This window comes from Microbacterium sp. USTB-Y, from assembly GCF_023703415.1.
Taxonomy (GTDB): domain Bacteria; phylum Actinomycetota; class Actinomycetes; order Actinomycetales; family Microbacteriaceae; genus Microbacterium.
The window spans coordinates 48789-66331 of record NZ_JAGMTU010000002.1; the positions used below are offsets into that span (position 1 = coordinate 48789).

Sequence of the window (17543 nt, forward strand, 5' to 3'; positions counted from 1 at the left end):
GCCGGAGGGCGCCGGATATTCACGGCTCGGTCCCCGGGGGCGTCTGAGGGCCGCTGTTAGGCTGTCCTAAGAAGGGCCTGTTAAAACGTGCTGGCCCCTTATGAAAGGACATGACTCGCTCATGGCATACATCAAGTCCGCCGCCCTCGAGGACAAGGGCTTCGTCGTCCTCGACAGCTACAACCAGGAGCTCGACCCCAAGGAGTGGCTCGACATCGAGTACAACGACTGGAAGTCGTCGGGCGACACCCGTTTCGCGCCGCTCGCATCCGCCAAGGGCGAGATCGAGTGCAACGGCTTCTGGAATCACGTGCCCCCGCGCACGGACAAGGACGGCGTCTGGATCGACGAGCAGACGTCCAAGGCGCCGAACCTCACGCGCCGCGCGCAGGAGCCGGGCGCGAACGTCGGCCGCTGCCGCGTCATCGAGCTGCAGCCCACGCCCTACGGCGAGTGCCTCTACAACCTGCACCAGGACGACAACAACCGTCTGAACCCCGACGGCACCGGCTGGGTCGTGCGCGGCTTCTTCAACCTCACCGACGACAAGGACAGCTACTTCGTCCTGCGTGAGAACCGCACCGACCCGAGCGTCGAGTACCGCATCGCGCTCCCGGCCGGCGCGCAGCTGATCGTGGACACGCAGCGCCTCTGGCACGCGGCCACCCACAACGGCACCGAGCCGCGCTACTGCCTCATCACCTCGTGGACCTCCGGCCCCGAGCTCGATGCCTACATCGAGAAGTACCACGGTACCCAGGACGTGGAGAACTACGAGGTCGCACAGGAGATCCTCGACGCCGGCTACGAGGAGCAGGCCCGTCGCGACGCCGCCCGCGCCGCCTACTACGCAGCCAAGGGCCAGCAGGAGAAGATCGCGATGAGCGAGGCCTGAGCCTCCTGACTCGCCGGAGCCCGTCGCAGGGCTCCTGTATCACGACCCCCGGCGTCGACGCGCCGGGGGTCGTTTCCTTTTCGCAATGAGTTACATGCTTGTGATTTCGCTGGGTATCGGTGAGAATGGGCGCATAACCGCATACCGCCATGCTTCGCGGATCAGGTCGTAGGGGAAGACGCACCTGATGAAACGGAGAAAGACCATGGCGACAGCACAAGCACGCGGAGTGGTGTACATCCACTCCGCACCGCGCGCGCTCTGCCCGCACCTGGAATGGGCGGTCGGACGCGCTATCGGGCGCGCCGTCAACTTCGAGTGGTCGGAGCAGCCCGTCCTCGACGGCGCCCGCAGGGCGGAATTCTACTGGGACGGACCCGTCGGCACCGGCGCCGCTCTCGCGACCGCGATCCGCGGCTGGGAGCACCTGCGCTTCGAAGTGACCGAGGATCCGACGCCGCGCAGCGATGGCGGCCGCTGGCTGCACACGCCGGACCTCGGCGTGCACTACGCGCAGACCGACGCGGCGGGCAACATCGTCGTGGGCGAGGACCGCATTCGCTACGCGATGGAGATCGCGGCCGGCAGCCCGATCGAGCTGCAGCGCGAGCTCGACGTCGCGCTCGGGTCGGCGTGGGACGAGGAGCTCGAGCCCTTCCGGCACGCGAGCGACGACGCCCGCGTCGTGTGGCTCCACAAAGTGGGCTGAGCCGCTTCGCCGGCGGGACGGCTGAGACAGAAGGACTCGTGTCGCGCTCCTCCCCACGGAGGAAGCGCGACACGAAGGGACGAGGATCGGAGGAGGCGCGACTATCGGGAGTCGGAGAGAGAGGACCCGGAGACCGAGAAAGCGAATCCCCGATCCGCAACCGGAGAGATAACAGAACAGCACAACCGAACAGAACGAGAATCGCCCCGACCACTTCGATGAGGAAGCGACCGGGGCGATTCTCGTGGGAGCCGGCGTCAGCCGTCGTAGGAGCGGATCGCGACGACGGCGTTGTGACCGCCGAACCCGAAGGAGTTGCTGATCGCGAGCTGCGGGCCGTCGCCGAGCGGCTGAGGCTCGCCGGACAGCTTGAACGGGACGGCCGGATCCGGCTCGGTCATGTTGATCGTCGGCGGGGCGACGCGGTCGCGCAGGGCGAGGATCGTGAACACGGCCTCGAGCGCACCGGTGCCGCCGAGCAGGTGCCCGGTGGACGCCTTGGTCGCCGAGACCGGGATCTCGGTGATCCGGTCGCCGAAGACGTTCTTCAGCGCCTCGTACTCGTTCGGGTCGCCGACCGGAGTGGAGGTGGCGTGCGCGTTGATGTGGGTGACCTCGTCCGGCGTGGCGCCCGCCTGGGCGAGCGCCTGCTCGACCGCACGGGTGGCGCCGGCGCCGGTCGGGTCGTTCGCGGTGATGTGGTGCGCGTCGGCGGACACTCCGCCGCCCACGATCTCGGCGTAGATCTTGGCGCCGCGGGCCAGCGCGTGCTCGAGCGTCTCGAGCACGAGGGCGGCGCCGCCCTCGCCCATGACGAATCCGTCACGGTCGATCGCGCCGGGGCGCGAGGCGTGCTCGGGGTCGTCGTTGCGGCGGGAGAGCGCCTGGGCGGAGGCGAAGGACGCCATCGTGATCGGGTGGATCGCGGACTCCGCACCACCGGCGATCACGACATCGGCCAGGCCCTCCTGCAGGTGGTCGAAGGCGTTCGCGATCGACTCCGTGCTGGAGGCGCAGGCACTGACCACGGAGCGGGCGTAGGCCTTCGCGCCGAACTGGAGCGAGAGGTTGCCGGCGCCGGCGTTGGGCATGAGCATCGGGACCGTGAGGGGCATGACCCGGCGCGGTCCCTTCTCGCGCAGCGTGTCCCAGGCGTCCAGCAGCGTCCACAGGCCGCCGATGCCGGTGGCCCAGTCGACACCGAGGCGCTCCGGGGCGACTTCGGGCGCACCCGCGTCCTCCCAGGCCTCGCGGGCCGCGATCAGGGCGAACTGCACGGACGGGTCGAGACGCTTGGCCTCGTGCCGCGGCAGGACCTCCTCGGGCCGGACGGACGCCTCGGCGGCGAAGGTGACCGGGATCTGGTAGGTCTCGATCCAGTCGTGCGTCAGGGTGTGCGTACCGGACACGCCCGCGAGCAGGTTCGCCCAGTTCTCCGGGGCGGTGCCGCCCAGGGCGGACGTGGCGCCGATGCCGGTGACGACGATGCGCTTGGTCATGCGTGGTTCCTTCTGGGAATCGGGTGGGGGAGAGGAGGATGCCACGCCCCGCGGAGAGCGGGGGTGGCATCCGCGGGTGTCACTCCTGGCCGGCGACGATGAAGCTCACGGCGTCACCGACGGTCTTGAGGTTCTTGACCTCGTCGTCGGGGATGGTGACGCCGAACTTCTCCTCGGCGTTGACGACGATCGTCATCATCGAGATGGAGTCGATGTCCAGGTCGTCGGTGAAGGACTTCTCCAGAGCGACCTCCGAGGCGTCGATGCCGGTCTCGTCGGTGATGAGCTCTGCCAGGCCGGCGAGGACCTCGTCGTTGCTGAAAGCCATGATTTCCTCTTTCTATGGGGTGGTATCGGAACCGGTGAACAGTCTAGGAGTCGGCGGCGCCCGCTCAGGGGAGCACGACCACCTGCGCGCCGAACACGAGGCCGGCGCCGAAGCCGATCTGCAGCGCGAGACCGCCGCTGAGCTCGGGGTGCTCCTCGAGCAGACGGTGGGTCGCGAGTGGGATGGACGCGGCAGAGGTGTTGCCGGTGGTCTCGATGTCGCGGGCGATGACGGTGGTCTCCGGCAGCTTCAGCTGCTTGGCGAACTCGTCGACGATGCGCATGTTGGCCTGGTGCGGGATGAACGCGGCCAGGTCGGCCGCCTCGACCCCGGCCTGCTCGAGCGCCTGCTTGGCGACCTTCGCCATCTCCCAGACAGCCCAGCGGAACACCGTCGGGCCCTCCTGGCGCAGCGTCGGCCACGGCGCCTGGCCGTCGCGGAACTCGGTGAGGGTGTGGTTCATGCCCACGGCGTCGGACTTGGATCCGTCGGATCCCCAGACGGTCGCCGAGATGCCGGGGGTGTCGCTCGGACCGATCACGACGGCGCCCGCACCGTCGCCGAGCAGGAACGAGATGCTGCGGTCGGCCGGGTCGACGATGTCGGAAAGCTTCTCGGCGCCGATGACGAGAGCGTTCTTCGCGGCCCCCGCACGGATCAGGGCGTCGGCCTGTGCGACCGCGTAGGCGTACCCGGCGCACGCGGCGTTGATGTCATAGGCGGCCGCGGGGTTCGCGCCCACCCGGTCGGCGACGATCGCGGAGACCGACGGGGTCTGCTTCGGATTGCTGATCGTCGCCACGATGACGACGTCGATGTCGGAGGGTGCGAGGCCGGACTTCTCGATCGCCTCGGCCGCCGCGGCGGTCGACAGATCGATCGCATCGGTCTCCGGCACCGCGCGGGTGCGGGTGATGATGCCGGTGCGCTGGCGGATCCACTCGTCGCTCGAGTCGATCGGCCCGATCAGGTCGTCGTTGGGCACGGCGTTCTCGCCGCGCGCCGCACCGACGGAGTAGATGCGGGTGTACGCGGGGCCGGTGGCCTGCTTGAGCGTGGTCATGCTGCTTCTCCGTTGTCGTCGGTGCCGTTCAGCAGCGCGACCGCCGCGTCGAGGTCGTCGGGGGTCTTGACCGCGACGGCGGGCACGCCGCGCAGGCCGCGCTTGGCGAGGCCGGTGAGGGCGCCCGCGGGGGTGAGCTCGACGAGGCCGGTGATGCCCTTGTCGGCGAAGGAGGCCATGCACAGATCCCAGCGCACGGGCGAGGAGACCTGCGTGACGAGGTTCTCCAGCACGGTGGCGCCGTCGGCGAGCACCGAGCCGTCCTTGTTGGTCCACAGGGGCAGGGCGGGGTCGCTCGGGACCACATCCGCGATGGCCCGGCGGAGGGTCTCGACGGCGGAGGACATGTAGTCGGTGTGGAAGGCGCCGGCGACCTGCAGCGGGATCACGCGCGATCCGCGCACCGGGGCCTCTGCCAGTGCGGCGAGGGCGGGCAGCGCCCCCGCCGCCACGATCTGGCCGCCGCCGTTGTAGTTCGCCGGGGTGAGGTCCAGATCCGAGAGCAGGGCGAGCACCGCCTCCTCGTCACCGCCCAGGACCGCACTCATGCCGGTCGGAGTATGCGCGGCGGCGTCGGCCATCGCACGGCCGCGGATGCCCACGAGGCGCATGGCGGTCGCGGCGGGGATGACCCCGGCGCCCACGACGGCCGCGAACTCGCCGACGGAGTGGCCGGCGATGCCGTCGGCCGTGCGGCCCGCGCGTTCACGGAGGGCCTTCTCCGCGATGAGCGAGGCCGCGACGATCAGCGGCTGCGCGATGCGGGTGTCGCGGATCGTGTCCGCGTCGGAGACGGTGCCGTGCTCGATCAGATCGACCTCCGCGGCCTCGGAGTAGGCGGCCAGGTCTTCGGCGACGCCGTCGAGCTCGAGCCAAGGGGAGAGGAAGCCGGGGGTCTGGGAGCCCTGTCCCGGGCATGCGAAGACGATCACGTTCCCAGTCTGCCAACGATCTGTCGGTTTCGGTGGCACAACCCTCACAAGAATCCGCGAATCGGTTGTATCCGAGCCACAGAGCCCTCGGTCCTCGCGCGGTCGCGGAGCACCGGTGTCAGCGCAGACGCCGGGGGCGCAGCCCTCGACGCGCCGGGTCTGCGGTGCCGATCGTTCCGAGCACGAGCGCGGTCTGCAGGATGAAGGCCTCGCGCGGGCCGGTCGCATCCCAGCCGATGACCTCGCTGATGCGCTTCAGCCGGTACCGCACCGTGTTCGGATGCACGAACAGCTCGCGGGCGGTCGCCTCGAGAGACCGGCCGTTGTCGAGATAGCTCCACAGAGTGGTGACCAGATCGCTGGAATGGTCGTTCAGTGGGCGGAACACGCGCTCGATGAGGGTCTGCTTCGCCAGCGGGTCGCCGGCGATCGCCCGTTCGGGCAGCAGCTCGTCGGCGTCGACGGGACGCGGCGCACCGCGCCATGCGCGTGCGACGGCGAACCCGGCGAGGGCCGCCCGGGCGCTCTGCCCGGCGTCGACGAGTGCGGCGACCGCCGGGCCGACCACCACGTGCCCCGGGCCGAAGGACGGCTCGAACGTGCCGGCGATCTCGGCGAAGGAGAACTCGTCGGCGTCGAGGTCGTCGTCCGCCGCCGCCGGCTTCGCCCGGCCCACCACGAGCACCAGCCGGGAACCCTGCACGCCGATGAGCACGTCGACGGCCAGCTTGCGCGCGGTGCGGCGCACCTGGTCGACGTCGAACTGCGGCGGCGTGGTCCCGACGATCACGCAGACCTCGCCGTGACCGTGCCAGCCGAGCGCCGCGATGCGGCTGGGGAGCTCCTCGTCGGCCTCGCCCGTGAGGATCGAGTCGACGACCAGCGCCTCCAGGCGCGCGTCCCAGAGGCCCCTCGCCTCCGCCGCTCGGGCGTAGACGTCCGCGGCAGCGAAGGCCACGTCCCGCGAGTACAGCAGGATCGCGTCGCGCAGATGCCCGCCCTTGCCGGCCACGCGCTCCTCGGTCACTTCGACGGTGACCCGGATGAGCTGCAGCGTCTGCTGCAGGCTCACGCTGCGCAGCAGCTCGCGAGGGGCGGCCGCGAAGATGTCTGCGGCGATCCAGGGCGTCGACGTCGGATCGTCGTACCACTGGATGAACGAGGTGATGCCCGCCTGCGCCACCAGCCCGACGGCGGAGCGTCGGGCCGGCGGCATCTCGGCGTACCACGGCAGCGAGTCTTCGAGACGCTGCAGGGTCGCCGTGGCGAGATCACCGGAGATGCGGCGCAACCACGCCAGCGTCTCCTCCTTGGTCATCTCAGGGGATCGGCTCATCGTGCTGCGCGGGTCAGCTCTCGCCGCCGGCGTTGCCGCTGGTTCCCGCGTTCACGTTGTACAGGTCGTACTTCGAGATCGCCTGGCCCACGACCGAGCGGTCGATGCGGCTCTGGTCGGCCAGTGCCTGCAGCGCGCGGACCACCATCGACGGTCCGTCGATCTTGAAGAACCGGCGGGCCGCGGCGCGCGTGTCGGCGAAGCCGAAGCCGTCGGCGCCGAGCGTGTAGTACGCGCCGGGGACCCATTGGCGGATCTGGTCCTGCACCGCGTGCATGTAGTCGCTCGTCGCGATGAACGGGCCCTGGGCGTCCTTCAGCTTCTCGGTCAGGTACGCCGTGCGCGGCTCCTGCTCCGGGTGCAGGAAGTTGTGCTCGTCGGCGGCGAGGCCGTCGCGGCGCAGCTCGGTCCACGAGGTGACCGACCAGACGTCGGCGGAGACGCCCCAGTCGGCGAGGAGGAGCTCCTGCGCCTCGATCGCCCACGGCACGCCGACGCCGGACGCGAGCAGCTGCACGCGCTGACCTTCGCCCGATCCGACGGAGATGCGGTGCAGACCCTTCCGGATCCCCTCCACGTCCACGTCCTCGGGCTCGGCGGGCATCCGCATCGGCTCGTTGTACACGGTCAGGTAGTACATGACGTCCGGGTCGGGGTGCGTGCCGCCGTACATGCGCTCGATGCCGTCCTGCACGATGTGCGAGACCTCGTAGCCGTAGGCCGCGTCGTAGACGAGCGTCGCGGGGTTCGTCGACGCGAGCAGCGGCGAGTGGCCGTCGGCGTGCTGGGTGCCCTCACCGGTCAGCGTGGTGCGCCCGGCGGTGGCGCCGATGATGAAACCTCGGCCCATCTGGTCCCCGGCGGCCCAGAAGGCGTCTCCGGTGCGCTGGTAGCCGAACATCGAGTAGAAGATGTAGATCGGGATCAGCGGCTGGCCGTGCGTCGAGTAGGCCGTCGAGGTCGCCGTGAACGCGGCGACCGCACCGGCCTCGTTGATGCCGACGTGCATGAGCTGGCCCTGCGGGCTCTCCTTGTACGCGAGCAGCAGCTCCCGGTCGACCGAGGTGTAGTTCTGGCCGTTCGGGTTGTAGATCTTCGCGGTCGGGAAGTACGCGTCCATGCCGAACGTGCGGGCCTCGTCCGGGATGATCGGGACGATCCGCTCGCCGAAGCCCTTGACCCGCATGAGGTCCTTGACCATGCGCACGAAGGCCATGGTCGTGGCGACCTCCTGGTTGCCGGATCCCTTCTTCGGCAGCGCGTAGTCCTTCTCCTGCGGCAGTTCCAGGCCCACGTGGGTGGTGCGGCGCTCGGGGAGGAAGCCTCCGAGGTCGCGGCGGCGCTCCAGCATGTACTGGATCGTCTCGTCGTTCTGTCCCGGGTGGTAGTACGGCGGGCGGTACGGGTCGGCCTCGAGCTGCGCGTCCGTGATCGGGATGTGCATCGTGTCGCGGAAGAGCTTGAGGTCGTCCAGCGTCATCTTCTTCATCTGGTGCGTCGCGTTGCGCCCCTCGAAGTGCGGGCCGAGGCCGTAGCCCTTGACGGTCTTCGCGAGGATGACGGTCGGCTGGCCCTTGTGCTCCATGGCGGCCTTGTAGGCGGCGTACACCTTGCGGTAGTCGTGACCGCCGCGGCGCAGGTGCCAGATGTCGTCGTCCGAGTAGTCCTTGACGAGGGCGAGCGCGCGCTCGTCGCGGCCGAAGAAGTTCTCGCGGACGTAGGCGCCGCTCTCGGCCTTGAACGTCTGGAAGTCGCCGTCGGGCGTGACGTTCATGAGGTTCAGCAGGGCGCCGTCGGTGTCGCGGGCGAGCAGGTCGTCCCACTCACGGCCCCACACGACCTTGATGACGTTCCAGCCGGCGCCGCGGAAGAAGCTCTCCAGCTCCTGGACGATCTTGCCGTTTCCGCGCACCGGGCCGTCGAGGCGCTGCAGGTTGCAGTTGATCACGAAGGTCAGGTTGTCCAGGCCCTCGTTCGCCGCGACCTGGAGCTGTCCGCGGGACTCGACCTCGTCCATCTCGCCGTCGCCGAGGAACGCCCACACGTGGGAGTCGTTCTGCTTGATGCCGCGGTTGGCGAGGTACTTGTTCGTCATCGCCTGGTAGATCGCGTTGATCGGGCCGAGGCCCATCGACACGGTCGGGAACTGCCAGAACTCCGGCATCATCCGCGGGTGCGGGTAGGACGGAAGGCCGTTCGGCGCGCCGGACTTCTCCTGGCGGAACGCGTCGAGCTGCTGCTCGGCGATCCGGCCCTCGAGGAAGCCGCGGGCATAGGCGCCGGGGGAGGCGTGGCCCTGGTAGAAGATCTGGTCGCCGCCGGACGGGTGGTCCTGGCCGCGGAAGAAGTGGTTGAAGCCGACCTCGTACAGCGAGGCGGCCGATGCGTAGGTCGAGATGTGTCCGCCCACACCGATGCCGGGGCGCTGCGCGCGGTGCACCGTGATCGCCGCGTTCCAGCGGATCCAGTGGCGGTAGCGGCGCTCGAGCTCCTCGTCGCCGGGGAACTCCGGCTCGTTCTCCGGGGCGATGGTGTTGATGTAGTCGGTGGTGGGCACCATCGGCACGCCCAGGTGCAGGTCCTTCGAGCGCTTCAGCAGGCTGAGCATGATCTCGCGGCCGCGGCCGTGGCCCTTCGCGCCGACGAGCTCGTCGAGCGATTGCTGCCATTCGCTGGTCTCCTCCGGGTCGCTGTCGAGCGGGCCCTGGGAGTACGGATCCTGGTCGTGAACAGTCACAGGAGGCCTTTCGTCTGTCTGGCAGGTCGTGCCAACGAAATCGGGATGCGGCGCGAGGGAGGCTTGTCGACTCCGCACAAGAGCGCGCGTCAGTCAGCCTAGCCCCGATCGCCGAGACCGGGCGCACGGAGGCGCCGAGGGTCGAGGTGCGCCCAGAGAGACTCGAACTCCCGACCACATCGGTGTAAACGACGTGCTCTACCAACTGAGCTATAGGCGCGTGCCTCCAGCCTAGCGGGGCGCGTGTGCCAGGCTGGGCGCATGAACCTTCCGCACGACGATGTCGATCCCGACGGTCTGCTGGAGTACTCGGTGGTCTTCACCGACCGCTCCCTGAACCACATGTCCGCGCGATTCATCGGCGTGATGCAGCGGATCCAGTCCGACCTGCGCGCCGCCTACGGCGCGTCGACCACGGCCGTGGTCCCGGGCGGCGGCACGTACGCCATGGAGGCGGTCGCCCGCCAGCTCGCCACAGGACGGCGCTGCCTCATCGTGCGCAACGGCCTGTTCTCCTACCGCTGGTCGCAGATCCTCGATGCCGGCGACATCGCGCAGAACGTCGTCGTCTGCGCGGCGAGGCCCGATTCGGATGACGCGCAGGCCGCGTGGGCGCCGGCGCCCATCGATGAGGTCGTCGCGGCGATCCGGGCGCAGCGCAGCGAGGTCGTGTTCGCACCCCACGTCGAGACCGCCGCAGGGATCCTCCTCCCGGACGAGTATGTGCGGGCCCTCGCCGACGCCGTCCACGAGGTCGGCGGGCTGCTGGTGCTGGACTCGATCGCGTCCGGCGCCCTCTGGGTGGACATGGCGGCGCTCGGCGTCGACGTGCTGATCTCCGCCCCGCAGAAGGGGTGGAGCGGATCCCCGGGCGCGGGGTACGTGATGCTCGGCGACGCGGGCCGGCAGGCCGTGACGTCGCGGGTCTCCTCGAGCTTCGCGATGGATCTGGCGAAGTGGCTGTGGATCGCGGAGGAGTACCGGGACGGCCGGGCTCCGTATCACGCGACGATGCCCACCGACACGCTGCAGCACAATGCGCTGCTGATGGCGGAGACCCGCGAACGTGGGTTCGAGGCGCTGCGCACCGCCCAGTGGGAGCTGGGCACCCGGGTGCGCGCACTCCTGGCCGAGCGAGGCCTGCCTTCGGTCGCGGCAGCGGACTTCGCGTCGCCGAGCGTGGCGGTCGTGCATGCGACCGACCCTGCGCTGCGGACGGGCGTCGCTTTCCGCGAGCAGGGGCTGCAGATCGCGGCAGGGGTGCCCCTGCACTGCGGCGAGCCCGATTCGTTCTCGACGTTCCGCATCGGTCTCTTCGGTCTCGACAAGCTCGCCGACGTGGACGGTACGGTGCAGCGTCTCGCCGACGCTCTGGACCGGATCGGGCGCTGAGCCCGACCCGGTCCCGCGGTGCTCAGCGTCCGGTCGCCGTGACACTCTCCGGCCGCAGATCCAGCCGTCGCAGGAGCTGTGCGTTGAGCGCGACGACGACCGTGGACACCGACATGAGCACCGCTCCGACCGACATCGGCAGGAGGAACCCGATCGGCGCCAGAACGCCGGCGGCCAGGGGGACGGCGGCGAGGTTGTAGCCCGCCGCCCACCACAGGTTCTGCCGCATCTTGCGATAGGCCGCGCGGGACAGCTCGATCGTGGAGACGACCGAGCGGGGATCCGAGCTCGCGAGCACCACTCCGGCCGAGCCGATGGCGACGTCGGTGCCCGCGCCGATCGCGATGCCGACGTCGGCCTTGGCCAGCGCCGGAGCGTCGTTGACCCCGTCGCCCACCATGGCGACGACGCGGCCCTCGCTCTGGAGCTCGCCGACGCGAGCCGCCTTGTCCTCGGGCCGCACGCCGGCGAAGTAGCGCCGGATGCCGAGCTCTGCGGCCACCGAGGCGGCGACCGCTTCCGCGTCCCCGGTGATCATGACCACGTCGATGCCGCGCCTCTGCAGTGCCTGCACGGTCGTGCGCGACTCCTCGCGGATCGCGTCAGCCAGACGGAGGGCGCCTGCGACGACGCCGTCGACGAGCACGTGCAGGATGATCGCGCCCTGCGCACGCCACTGGTCGGAGACCGCCATCTCGGCGACGCCGGAGCGGGTGAGCAGGGCGGGCCCGCCGACCTCGACGATGCGCCCGGCGACCGTCGCGCGCACGCCCAGCGCCGGCTCGGACCGGAATCCCGACGCCTCGGTCCGCGGCAGCCCCCGGTGCTCCGCCGCGATGCGGATCGCCGCGGCGAGAGGATGCTCGGAGTCCGCCTCGGCGGAGGCCGCGACCGCGAGCAGTTCGTCGTCGGTGAAACCGGGGGCGGCGGCCACCGCCGTCACGGCGGGCGCCCCTTCGGTGAGCGTGCCGGTCTTGTCGAACAGCACGGCGTCGACCTGACGCATCCGTTCGAGCGCCATCCGATCCTTGACGAGGATTCCGCCGCGCGCCGCGCGTTCGGTCGCGATCGACACGACGAGCGGGATGGCGAGCCCCAGTGCATGCGGGCAGGCGATCACGAGCACGGTGATGACGCGAACCACGGCGGCGTCGGGCAACCCGATCGCCGTCCAGACGATCGCGGTGAGGACGCCCGAGATGAGGGCGAACCAGAACAGCCAGCCCGCCGCACGGTCGGCCAGGCGCTGTGCTCGCGACGACGAGGCCTGCGCCTCGGCGACCAGCCGGCCGATCCCGGCGAGCGCCGTGTCCTCGCCGACGGCGGTCACCCGCGCGCGCAGCGCCGAGTCGGTCGCGATCGTTCCGGCGACGACGGGGTCGCCGACGGAGCGGGCGACCGCACGCGATTCGCCGGTGATCATGGACTCGTCCACCTCGGCGGATCCCTGCACGACCGTCGCGTCGGCCGGCACGCGCCCGCCGGGGCGGATCAGCACGAGGTCGCCGATCCGCAGATCGGCGGGAGCGACCATCTCGACCTCGTCGCCGACGACGCGCTCGGCGGAATCGGGGAGCAGCGCGGCGAGCGAGTCGAGCGCGGAGGTCGTCTGGGCCAGGGAGCGCATCTCGATCCAGTGGCCGAGGAGCATGATGACGATCAGCAGCGCCAGCTCCCACCAGAAGTCGAGTTCGTGGTCGAGGAGCCCGAGCGTCGCACCCCAGGAGGCGAGGAAGGCCACGGTGATCGCGAGGGCGATGAGCAGCATCATCCCGGGTTGCCGTGCGCGCAGCTCGCCGACAGCGCCGACGAGGAAGGGCCACCCGCCCCAGACGAAGAGCACGGTGCCGATCACCGGAGGGACCGCGCGCAGCACGAGGAGATCGGGCACCTCGTAGCCGACGAGCATGGCGAACATGGGGGAGAGCGCCACGACGGGCACGGCCAGCACGAGCATGATCCAGAACAGGCGCCGGAACTGCGCGACGTGGTCGCCGTGACCGCCGTGACCGCCTCCGGTGCCGTGGTCGCCGTGACCCGTTTCGGTGTCGTGGTCGCCGTGCCCCGCGTGAGCGGCGTGGCCTGCGTGCGGGGCGTGGCCGCCATGCTCCGCGTGCGGGCCGTGCGGCGCTTCGTGCATCGGCGCGTCGTCGTGCGCGTGGGTGGTTCCGTGCATCGCTCGTTCGTCCATGATGACTCCAACCATATACCCCCTAGGGGTATTCCGCGGGAGAGGTGCGCCCGCGGGGTCATAGAGTGGATCCGATGGATGAGGCGACCGGCGACCGGGATCCCGCGCGGCGTTGCCCCTGCGGGAGCGGCGATCGGTTCGACGCCTGCTGCGGGCCCCTCCTCGCGGGCCGCGCCGCGCCGACCGCCGAGCGTCTGATGCGCTCCCGCTACACCGCGTTCGCGATCGGCGACACCGAGTACCTGCGGCTTTCCTGGCATCCCTCCACGCGGCCCACGCGGCTGGACCTCGATGAAGACGTGCGGTGGCTCCGTCTCGACATCATCGCGAGGAGCTCGGGCGGGCCGTTCGACACGGAGGGCGTGGTGGAGTTCGAGGCCATCCACCGCTCGGCGGCCGGCCGCGGCGTCCTGCGCGAGCGCAGCCGGTTCCTCCGCGAGTCCGGCCACTGGTACTACCTCGACGGCGACGTGTCCTGACGGATCCTGCCGCGCAGGCGGATGCTCGTCTGGCGTAGGTTTGAGGGCGTGAAAGCCAACCCCGCGCACCAGATCGTGCTCCTCGACATCGCCGACATCGACCGCCGCATCCTGCAGGCCGACCACGCGCGCACGCACCCGGTCCAGGGGGAGCGGATCAACGAGCTCGCCGCCCAGCGCCAGGGGCAGCTGCGCGAGCTGACCGAGCTCTCCGGTGCGAGGGACGACGTGCAGGCGGAGCTCAAGCGGCTGGAATCCGACGTCGCACTGGCGGCGCAGCGGCGCGATCGCGACGCCGAGCGGCTCGCGGCGACGCAGAACCCCAAGGACGCGGTCGCTCTGGAGCAGGAGATCGCGAGCCTAGGACGACGGATCAGCGATCTCGAGGACGCGGAGCTCGAGATCATGGGCCGGCTCGAGGACGCCGACGCCGCCGTCGCGGCCCAGCAGGCTCTCATCGACGAGACGGTCGCCGAGGGCACCCGACTGACCGCCGAGGCCAAGGCGCTGATCGCCGCGGCCGTGACCGAGGGGGAGCAGCTCGCCCGGGATCGGGTCGCGCTCGTCGACTCCGTCTCGCCCTCGCTCATGGCGGAGTACCAGCGGCGGTCCGGTCGGACCGCGGGGGCGGCGCTGCTGCGTCGCGCCACGTGCGAGGGCTGTCGGATGGTCCTGTCGGGGACGGATCTGAACGTCATCCGTCAGGCTGCCGATGACGACGTGGTGTCCTGCCCCGAGTGCGGCTGCATCCTGGTGCGCACCGAGGAGTCGGGACTGAGGAGCAGCGCCGCCGCGGCGGACTGACCTCGTCCGCGCGGCGTCGCCGTGCTCGTCAGAACTCTTCGTGGGTGGCGGGATCGGCGCCCCAGAGTCGCCCGTCGGATTCGCCCAGCGCGGTGATGGCGTCGACGTCGTCCCGGCTCAGACGCACCTGCGCCGCGGCGAGGTTCTGCGCCTGATGCTCGGCTGAGGCCGCCTTCGGGATCGCGACCACGCCGCGCGCGGCGTGCCAGGCGAGCACGGTCTGCGCCGGCGTGATCCCGCGTGCGGCGGCGATCGTCGTGATGACCGGATCCTCGAGCACCTCGCCGGCCCGCCCGAGCGGACTCCAGGCCTCGGTGATGATCCCGCGGGCGCGGTGGTAGGCGAGCGCCTCCTCCTGCGGGTAGCGGGGATGCAGCTCGATCTGGTTCACGACCGGTCGCACACCCGTCGCGTCCTCGATGCGCTCGAGGTGCTCCGGAAGGAAGTTCGAGACGCCGATCTGGTGGACGAGTCCTCGCTCGCGCGCCTCGATCAGCGCCTGCCATGCCTCGACGTACGAGTCCTGGCGCGGCAGCGGCCAGTGGATGAGGAACAGGTCGATCGCCTCGGCTCCCAGGCGGAAGCGGCTCTCCTCGATCGCGTCGAGCGCCTTCTCCCGCCGGTGGTGGCGGCCGGCCAGCTTCGAGGTGACGATGAGCTCGGCGCGATCGACGGCGGCGCCGGAGATGCCCCAGCCCACCGCGCCCTCGTTCTCGTAGTTGAACGCGGAGTCGATCAGCCGGTAGCCGCTCTCGATTCCGCTGCGGACGGCGTCCGCGCCCGCCTCGCCGCGGAATCCGTAGGTGCCGAGGCCCTGGACGGGCAGGGTGAAGCCGTTGTGGGCTATGAAGGGGGATGCGTCGGACATGGGGTCTCCTCTCCGGTGCTTCCACGCTAACGGTGCTCGAGGTCCTCCGTGCGGGACGCGATACACGCCGACATACCCGGTCGTCACCGGTTCGTCAGGGAGTCTGTCGCGCACCGCGCCGGAGACGGCGTAGATTCGAAGACATGATCGAATCGGCCGTTCCGCACGAGGTCGTGCTGGGACGCTCGGATCGGCCCGAGCACTGGTGCCTCGTGTCGTTCGGTGCGGACGGGGCGGAGCAGGGGATGCGGGAGCTTCCCGGGGCCGGCCTGCACGCCGCGATCGCGGCGATCGAGGAGACGGCGCACCCGCGCTGGGTGGTGCGGAGCCTGCGCGACGTCTATCCGCCGCTGCTCGCCGCGGGGATCCGGATCCGTCGCGCGCACGACCTGCTGCTCTGCCACGCGATCCTGCGCGACACCGCGAGCCTCGCGGAAGCGGTGCCGCCGTCCCCGCGCTGGATCCGCGTGGATCCGCTCGCGGGGTCGGCGGCGGCGCCCGCGCTGTTCGACCTGCACGACGTCGCAGTGTCGCCGGCCGATCAGGTGCCCGAGATCGACGAGCTCCGCGCCGAGTTCGCCCGGCAGAGGTCGGCCCTGCGCCGGGCTCCGGACGGGCGGCTGGCGCTGCTCTGCGCGGCGGAGTCGACCGGCGCGCTGATCGCCGAGGAGATGACAGCGGCCGGGGTGCCGTGGAGCACGAACGTGCACGAGCGGCTCCTCACGGAGGCTCTCGGCCCTCGTCCCGTCCCCGGGGCGCGCCCGGCGCGGATGGCCGAACTCGCCGCCGAGATCGCGCGCACGCTGGAAGACCCCTCGGTCAACCCGGACAGTCCGCCGCGGCTGCTGAAGTCCCTGCGTCGTGCCGGCATCCTCGTCGACTCCACCTCCCGCTGGGAGCTGGGGGAGATCGAGCACCCGGTCGTGGAGCCGCTCCTCGCCTACAAGAAGCTCGCGCGGCTGTTCACCGCGAACGGCTGGCACTGGCTGGGCGAGTGGGTGCGCGATGAGCGCTTCCGCCCGATCTATCTGACCGGCGGCGTCGTCACGGGCCGCTGGGCCTCCAGCGGCGGGGGTGCGCTGCAGATCCCGCGGAGCCTGCGCCCGGCGGTGCGCGCCGATGAGGGATGGGTGCTGGTGAGCGCCGACGTCGCCCAGCTGGAGCCGCGTGTGCTCGCGGCGATGTCCAAGGACGGCGCGATGGCGGCCGCGGCGCGGGGCGCAGATCTGTACGAGGGCGTCGTGCGCTCCGGAGCCGTGCAGACGCGGCAGGACGCCAAGTACGCGGTGCTGGGCGCGATGTACGGCGCGACGACCGGGCCCAGCGGCCAGCTCGGGCCCCGGCTGCGCAGCGTCTTCCCACGCGCGATGGCGCTCGTCGACGGCGCGGCGAAGACCGGCGAGGACGGCGGGGTGGTCTCGACCCTGCTGGGGCGCAGCTCGCCGCGACCGGATGCGGCCTGGACCGCTGCACAGTCGCGTGCGAGCGATCCCGACGCCGATGGCGCCGACGAGCGGGTGGCACGCAGCAGGGCGAGGGATCGCGGCCGGTTCACGCGTAATTTCGTCGTGCAGGGAACCGCGGCCGAGTGGTCGCTGCTGTGGCTCGCCGAGATCCGGCATCGGCTGAGCGCGCTGCCCGAGGCCGCCCGGCCCGCCGCGGGGTCGGGCCCGGTGTTCGGTCGTCGCCCGCATCTCGCCTTCTTCCTGCACGACGAGGTGATCGTGCATGCGCCGGCGGAGCTCGCCGACGAGGCCGCACAGGCGGTGCGGGACTCCGCCGATGCCGCGACCCGCCGCCTCTTCCCGGGATTCGACATCGACATCCCGCTCGATCTGCGCATCGCCGAGGATGCGGGGAAGTCCTCGTAGACTGGTCGGGAACGGGTCGGCCGGACGGTCGCGTGGCGGGAGACCGCACCGAGGAACGTCCGGGCTCCACAGGGCAGGGCGGTGGGCAACACCCACCCGGAGCAATCCGCGAGACAGTGCCACAGAGAGAAGACCGCCCCCGCCGTCAGGCGCGGGGTAAGGGTGAAAGGGTGGTGTAAGAGACCACCGGGGGCCGTGGCGACACGGCCCGCCAGGTAAACCTCGCCCGGAGCAAGGCCAGACAGGGGATGATGACGCGGCTCGCCGAGTCCCCGGGTAGGCCGCTGGAGCGGCGCGGCAACGCGTCGCCGAGAGAGATGACCGTCGAAGGGACACCCCGAGAGGGGCCCCGGAACAGAACCCGGCGTACAGGCCGGCCCGTTCCCCGCACGGAGAAGGCCCGGATCCGCAGCAGATGCGGATCCGGGCCTTCTGGCGT

At 70.8% G+C, this 17543-nt stretch carries 14 protein-coding genes, 1 tRNA gene and 1 other RNA gene; 7 read left to right on the forward strand and 9 right to left on the reverse strand.

Going from position 1 to position 17543, the window contains the following annotated elements; genetic code table 11:
- The first annotated feature begins 121 nt into the window (after window positions 1-121).
- A complete protein-coding gene (locus tag J8G10_RS03875; RefSeq protein ID WP_251439486.1) occupies window positions 122-895 on the forward strand; it encodes a hypothetical protein in 774 nt (257 codons plus the stop codon).
- Window positions 896-1100: 205 nt separating this feature from the next.
- Complete coding sequence (locus tag J8G10_RS03880) at window positions 1101-1604, forward strand: DUF3145 domain-containing protein (RefSeq protein WP_233309964.1); 504 nt, start codon at window positions 1101-1103, stop codon at window positions 1602-1604.
- A 257-nt stretch (window positions 1605-1861) separates the two neighbouring features.
- On the opposite strand, the gene J8G10_RS03885 is transcribed toward J8G10_RS03880, so the two are convergent.
- The 7 genes from J8G10_RS03885 to J8G10_RS03915 all read right to left on the reverse strand — a co-directional run bounded on the left by J8G10_RS03885 (window position 1862) and on the right by J8G10_RS03915 (window position 9719).
- Window positions 1862-3103, reverse strand: a complete 1242-nt coding sequence (locus tag J8G10_RS03885) for a beta-ketoacyl synthase (protein WP_251439487.1) — start codon at window positions 3101-3103, stop codon at window positions 1862-1864.
- 79 nt (window positions 3104-3182) lie between these two features.
- The gene (locus J8G10_RS03890; RefSeq protein WP_045270633.1) at window positions 3183-3431 is read right to left on the reverse strand and encodes an acyl carrier protein; all 249 of its coding nucleotides are present in this window, start codon (window positions 3429-3431) and stop codon (window positions 3183-3185) included.
- A gap of 64 nt (window positions 3432-3495) precedes the next feature.
- Window positions 3496-4494 (reverse strand): beta-ketoacyl-ACP synthase III, encoded by a 999-nt coding sequence (locus J8G10_RS03895; protein ID WP_251439488.1) that lies wholly within the window; start codon window positions 4492-4494, stop codon window positions 3496-3498.
- On the reverse strand, window positions 4491-5426 hold the full coding sequence (locus tag J8G10_RS03900) for an ACP S-malonyltransferase (RefSeq protein ID WP_251439489.1): 936 nt from the start codon (window positions 5424-5426) through the stop codon (window positions 4491-4493). Before J8G10_RS03900 ends, J8G10_RS03895 begins: the two co-directional genes overlap by 4 nt.
- A gap of 118 nt (window positions 5427-5544) precedes the next feature.
- Window positions 5545-6762 (reverse strand): CdaR family transcriptional regulator, encoded by a 1218-nt coding sequence (locus J8G10_RS03905; protein WP_251439490.1) that lies wholly within the window; start codon window positions 6760-6762, stop codon window positions 5545-5547.
- Between the two features lie 13 nt (window positions 6763-6775).
- A complete protein-coding gene (aceE, locus tag J8G10_RS03910; protein ID WP_251439491.1) occupies window positions 6776-9499 on the reverse strand; it encodes a pyruvate dehydrogenase (acetyl-transferring), homodimeric type in 2724 nt (907 codons plus the stop codon).
- Window positions 9500-9646: 147 nt separating this feature from the next.
- Window positions 9647-9719, reverse strand: a tRNA-Val gene (locus J8G10_RS03915).
- A gap of 41 nt (window positions 9720-9760) precedes the next feature.
- Here J8G10_RS03915 and J8G10_RS03920 point away from each other — a divergent pair.
- Entirely contained in the window at window positions 9761-10891 is a 1131-nt protein-coding gene (locus J8G10_RS03920; protein WP_251439493.1) for an aminotransferase class V-fold PLP-dependent enzyme, read from the forward strand.
- 22 nt (window positions 10892-10913) lie between these two features.
- Here the strand turns inward: J8G10_RS03920 and J8G10_RS03925 are convergent, their stop codons facing one another.
- Window positions 10914-13082 (reverse strand): heavy metal translocating P-type ATPase, encoded by a 2169-nt coding sequence (locus tag J8G10_RS03925; protein WP_374208756.1) that lies wholly within the window; start codon window positions 13080-13082, stop codon window positions 10914-10916.
- A 74-nt stretch (window positions 13083-13156) separates the two neighbouring features.
- On the opposite strand from J8G10_RS03925, the gene J8G10_RS03930 reads away from it, so the two are divergent.
- Window positions 13157-13561 (forward strand): YchJ family protein, encoded by a 405-nt coding sequence (locus J8G10_RS03930; protein WP_251439495.1) that lies wholly within the window; start codon window positions 13157-13159, stop codon window positions 13559-13561.
- 48 nt (window positions 13562-13609) lie between these two features.
- Window positions 13610-14365, forward strand: coding sequence for a zinc ribbon domain-containing protein (locus J8G10_RS03935; protein WP_251439496.1), 756 nt, complete (start codon window positions 13610-13612; stop codon window positions 14363-14365).
- A 28-nt stretch (window positions 14366-14393) separates the two neighbouring features.
- On the opposite strand, the gene J8G10_RS03940 is transcribed toward J8G10_RS03935, so the two are convergent.
- Entirely contained in the window at window positions 14394-15233 is an 840-nt protein-coding gene (locus J8G10_RS03940) for an aldo/keto reductase (protein WP_251439497.1), read from the reverse strand.
- A gap of 143 nt (window positions 15234-15376) precedes the next feature.
- Here J8G10_RS03940 and J8G10_RS03945 point away from each other — a divergent pair, with 143 nt between their 5' ends.
- The gene (locus J8G10_RS03945) at window positions 15377-17104 is read left to right on the forward strand and encodes a bifunctional 3'-5' exonuclease/DNA polymerase (RefSeq protein WP_251439498.1); all 1728 of its coding nucleotides are present in this window, start codon (window positions 15377-15379) and stop codon (window positions 17102-17104) included.
- 12 nt (window positions 17105-17116) lie between these two features.
- Window positions 17117-17489, forward strand: an RNA gene (rnpB, locus tag J8G10_RS03950) — RNase P RNA component class A.
- The last annotated feature ends 54 nt before the right edge of the window (window positions 17490-17543 follow it).

Excerpts from the sequence above, each read along its gene's own strand:
- J8G10_RS03890 (WP_045270633.1), bottom strand. The coding sequence starts at position 3,431 with ATGGCTTTCAGCAACGACGAGGTCCTCGCCGGCCTGGCAGAGCTCATC.
- J8G10_RS03880 (WP_233309964.1), top strand. The coding sequence starts at position 1,101 with ATGGCGACAGCACAAGCACGCGGAGTGGTGTACATCCACTCCGCACCG.
- J8G10_RS03945 (WP_251439498.1), top strand. The coding sequence starts at position 15,377 with ATGATCGAATCGGCCGTTCCGCACGAGGTCGTGCTGGGACGCTCGGAT.
- J8G10_RS03875 (WP_251439486.1), top strand. The coding sequence starts at position 122 with ATGGCATACATCAAGTCCGCCGCCCTCGAGGACAAGGGCTTCGTCGTC.
- J8G10_RS03925 (WP_374208756.1), bottom strand. The coding sequence starts at position 13,082 with ATGGACGAACGAGCGATGCACGGAACCACCCACGCGCACGACGACGCG.
- J8G10_RS03920 (WP_251439493.1), top strand. The coding sequence starts at position 9,761 with ATGAACCTTCCGCACGACGATGTCGATCCCGACGGTCTGCTGGAGTAC.
- J8G10_RS03895 (WP_251439488.1), bottom strand. The coding sequence starts at position 4,494 with ATGACCACGCTCAAGCAGGCCACCGGCCCCGCGTACACCCGCATCTAC.
- J8G10_RS03930 (WP_251439495.1), top strand. The coding sequence starts at position 13,157 with ATGGATGAGGCGACCGGCGACCGGGATCCCGCGCGGCGTTGCCCCTGC.
- J8G10_RS03940 (WP_251439497.1), bottom strand. The coding sequence starts at position 15,233 with ATGTCCGACGCATCCCCCTTCATAGCCCACAACGGCTTCACCCTGCCC.
- J8G10_RS03885 (WP_251439487.1), bottom strand. The coding sequence starts at position 3,103 with ATGACCAAGCGCATCGTCGTCACCGGCATCGGCGCCACGTCCGCCCTG.
- J8G10_RS03905 (WP_251439490.1), bottom strand. The coding sequence starts at position 6,762 with ATGAGCCGATCCCCTGAGATGACCAAGGAGGAGACGCTGGCGTGGTTG.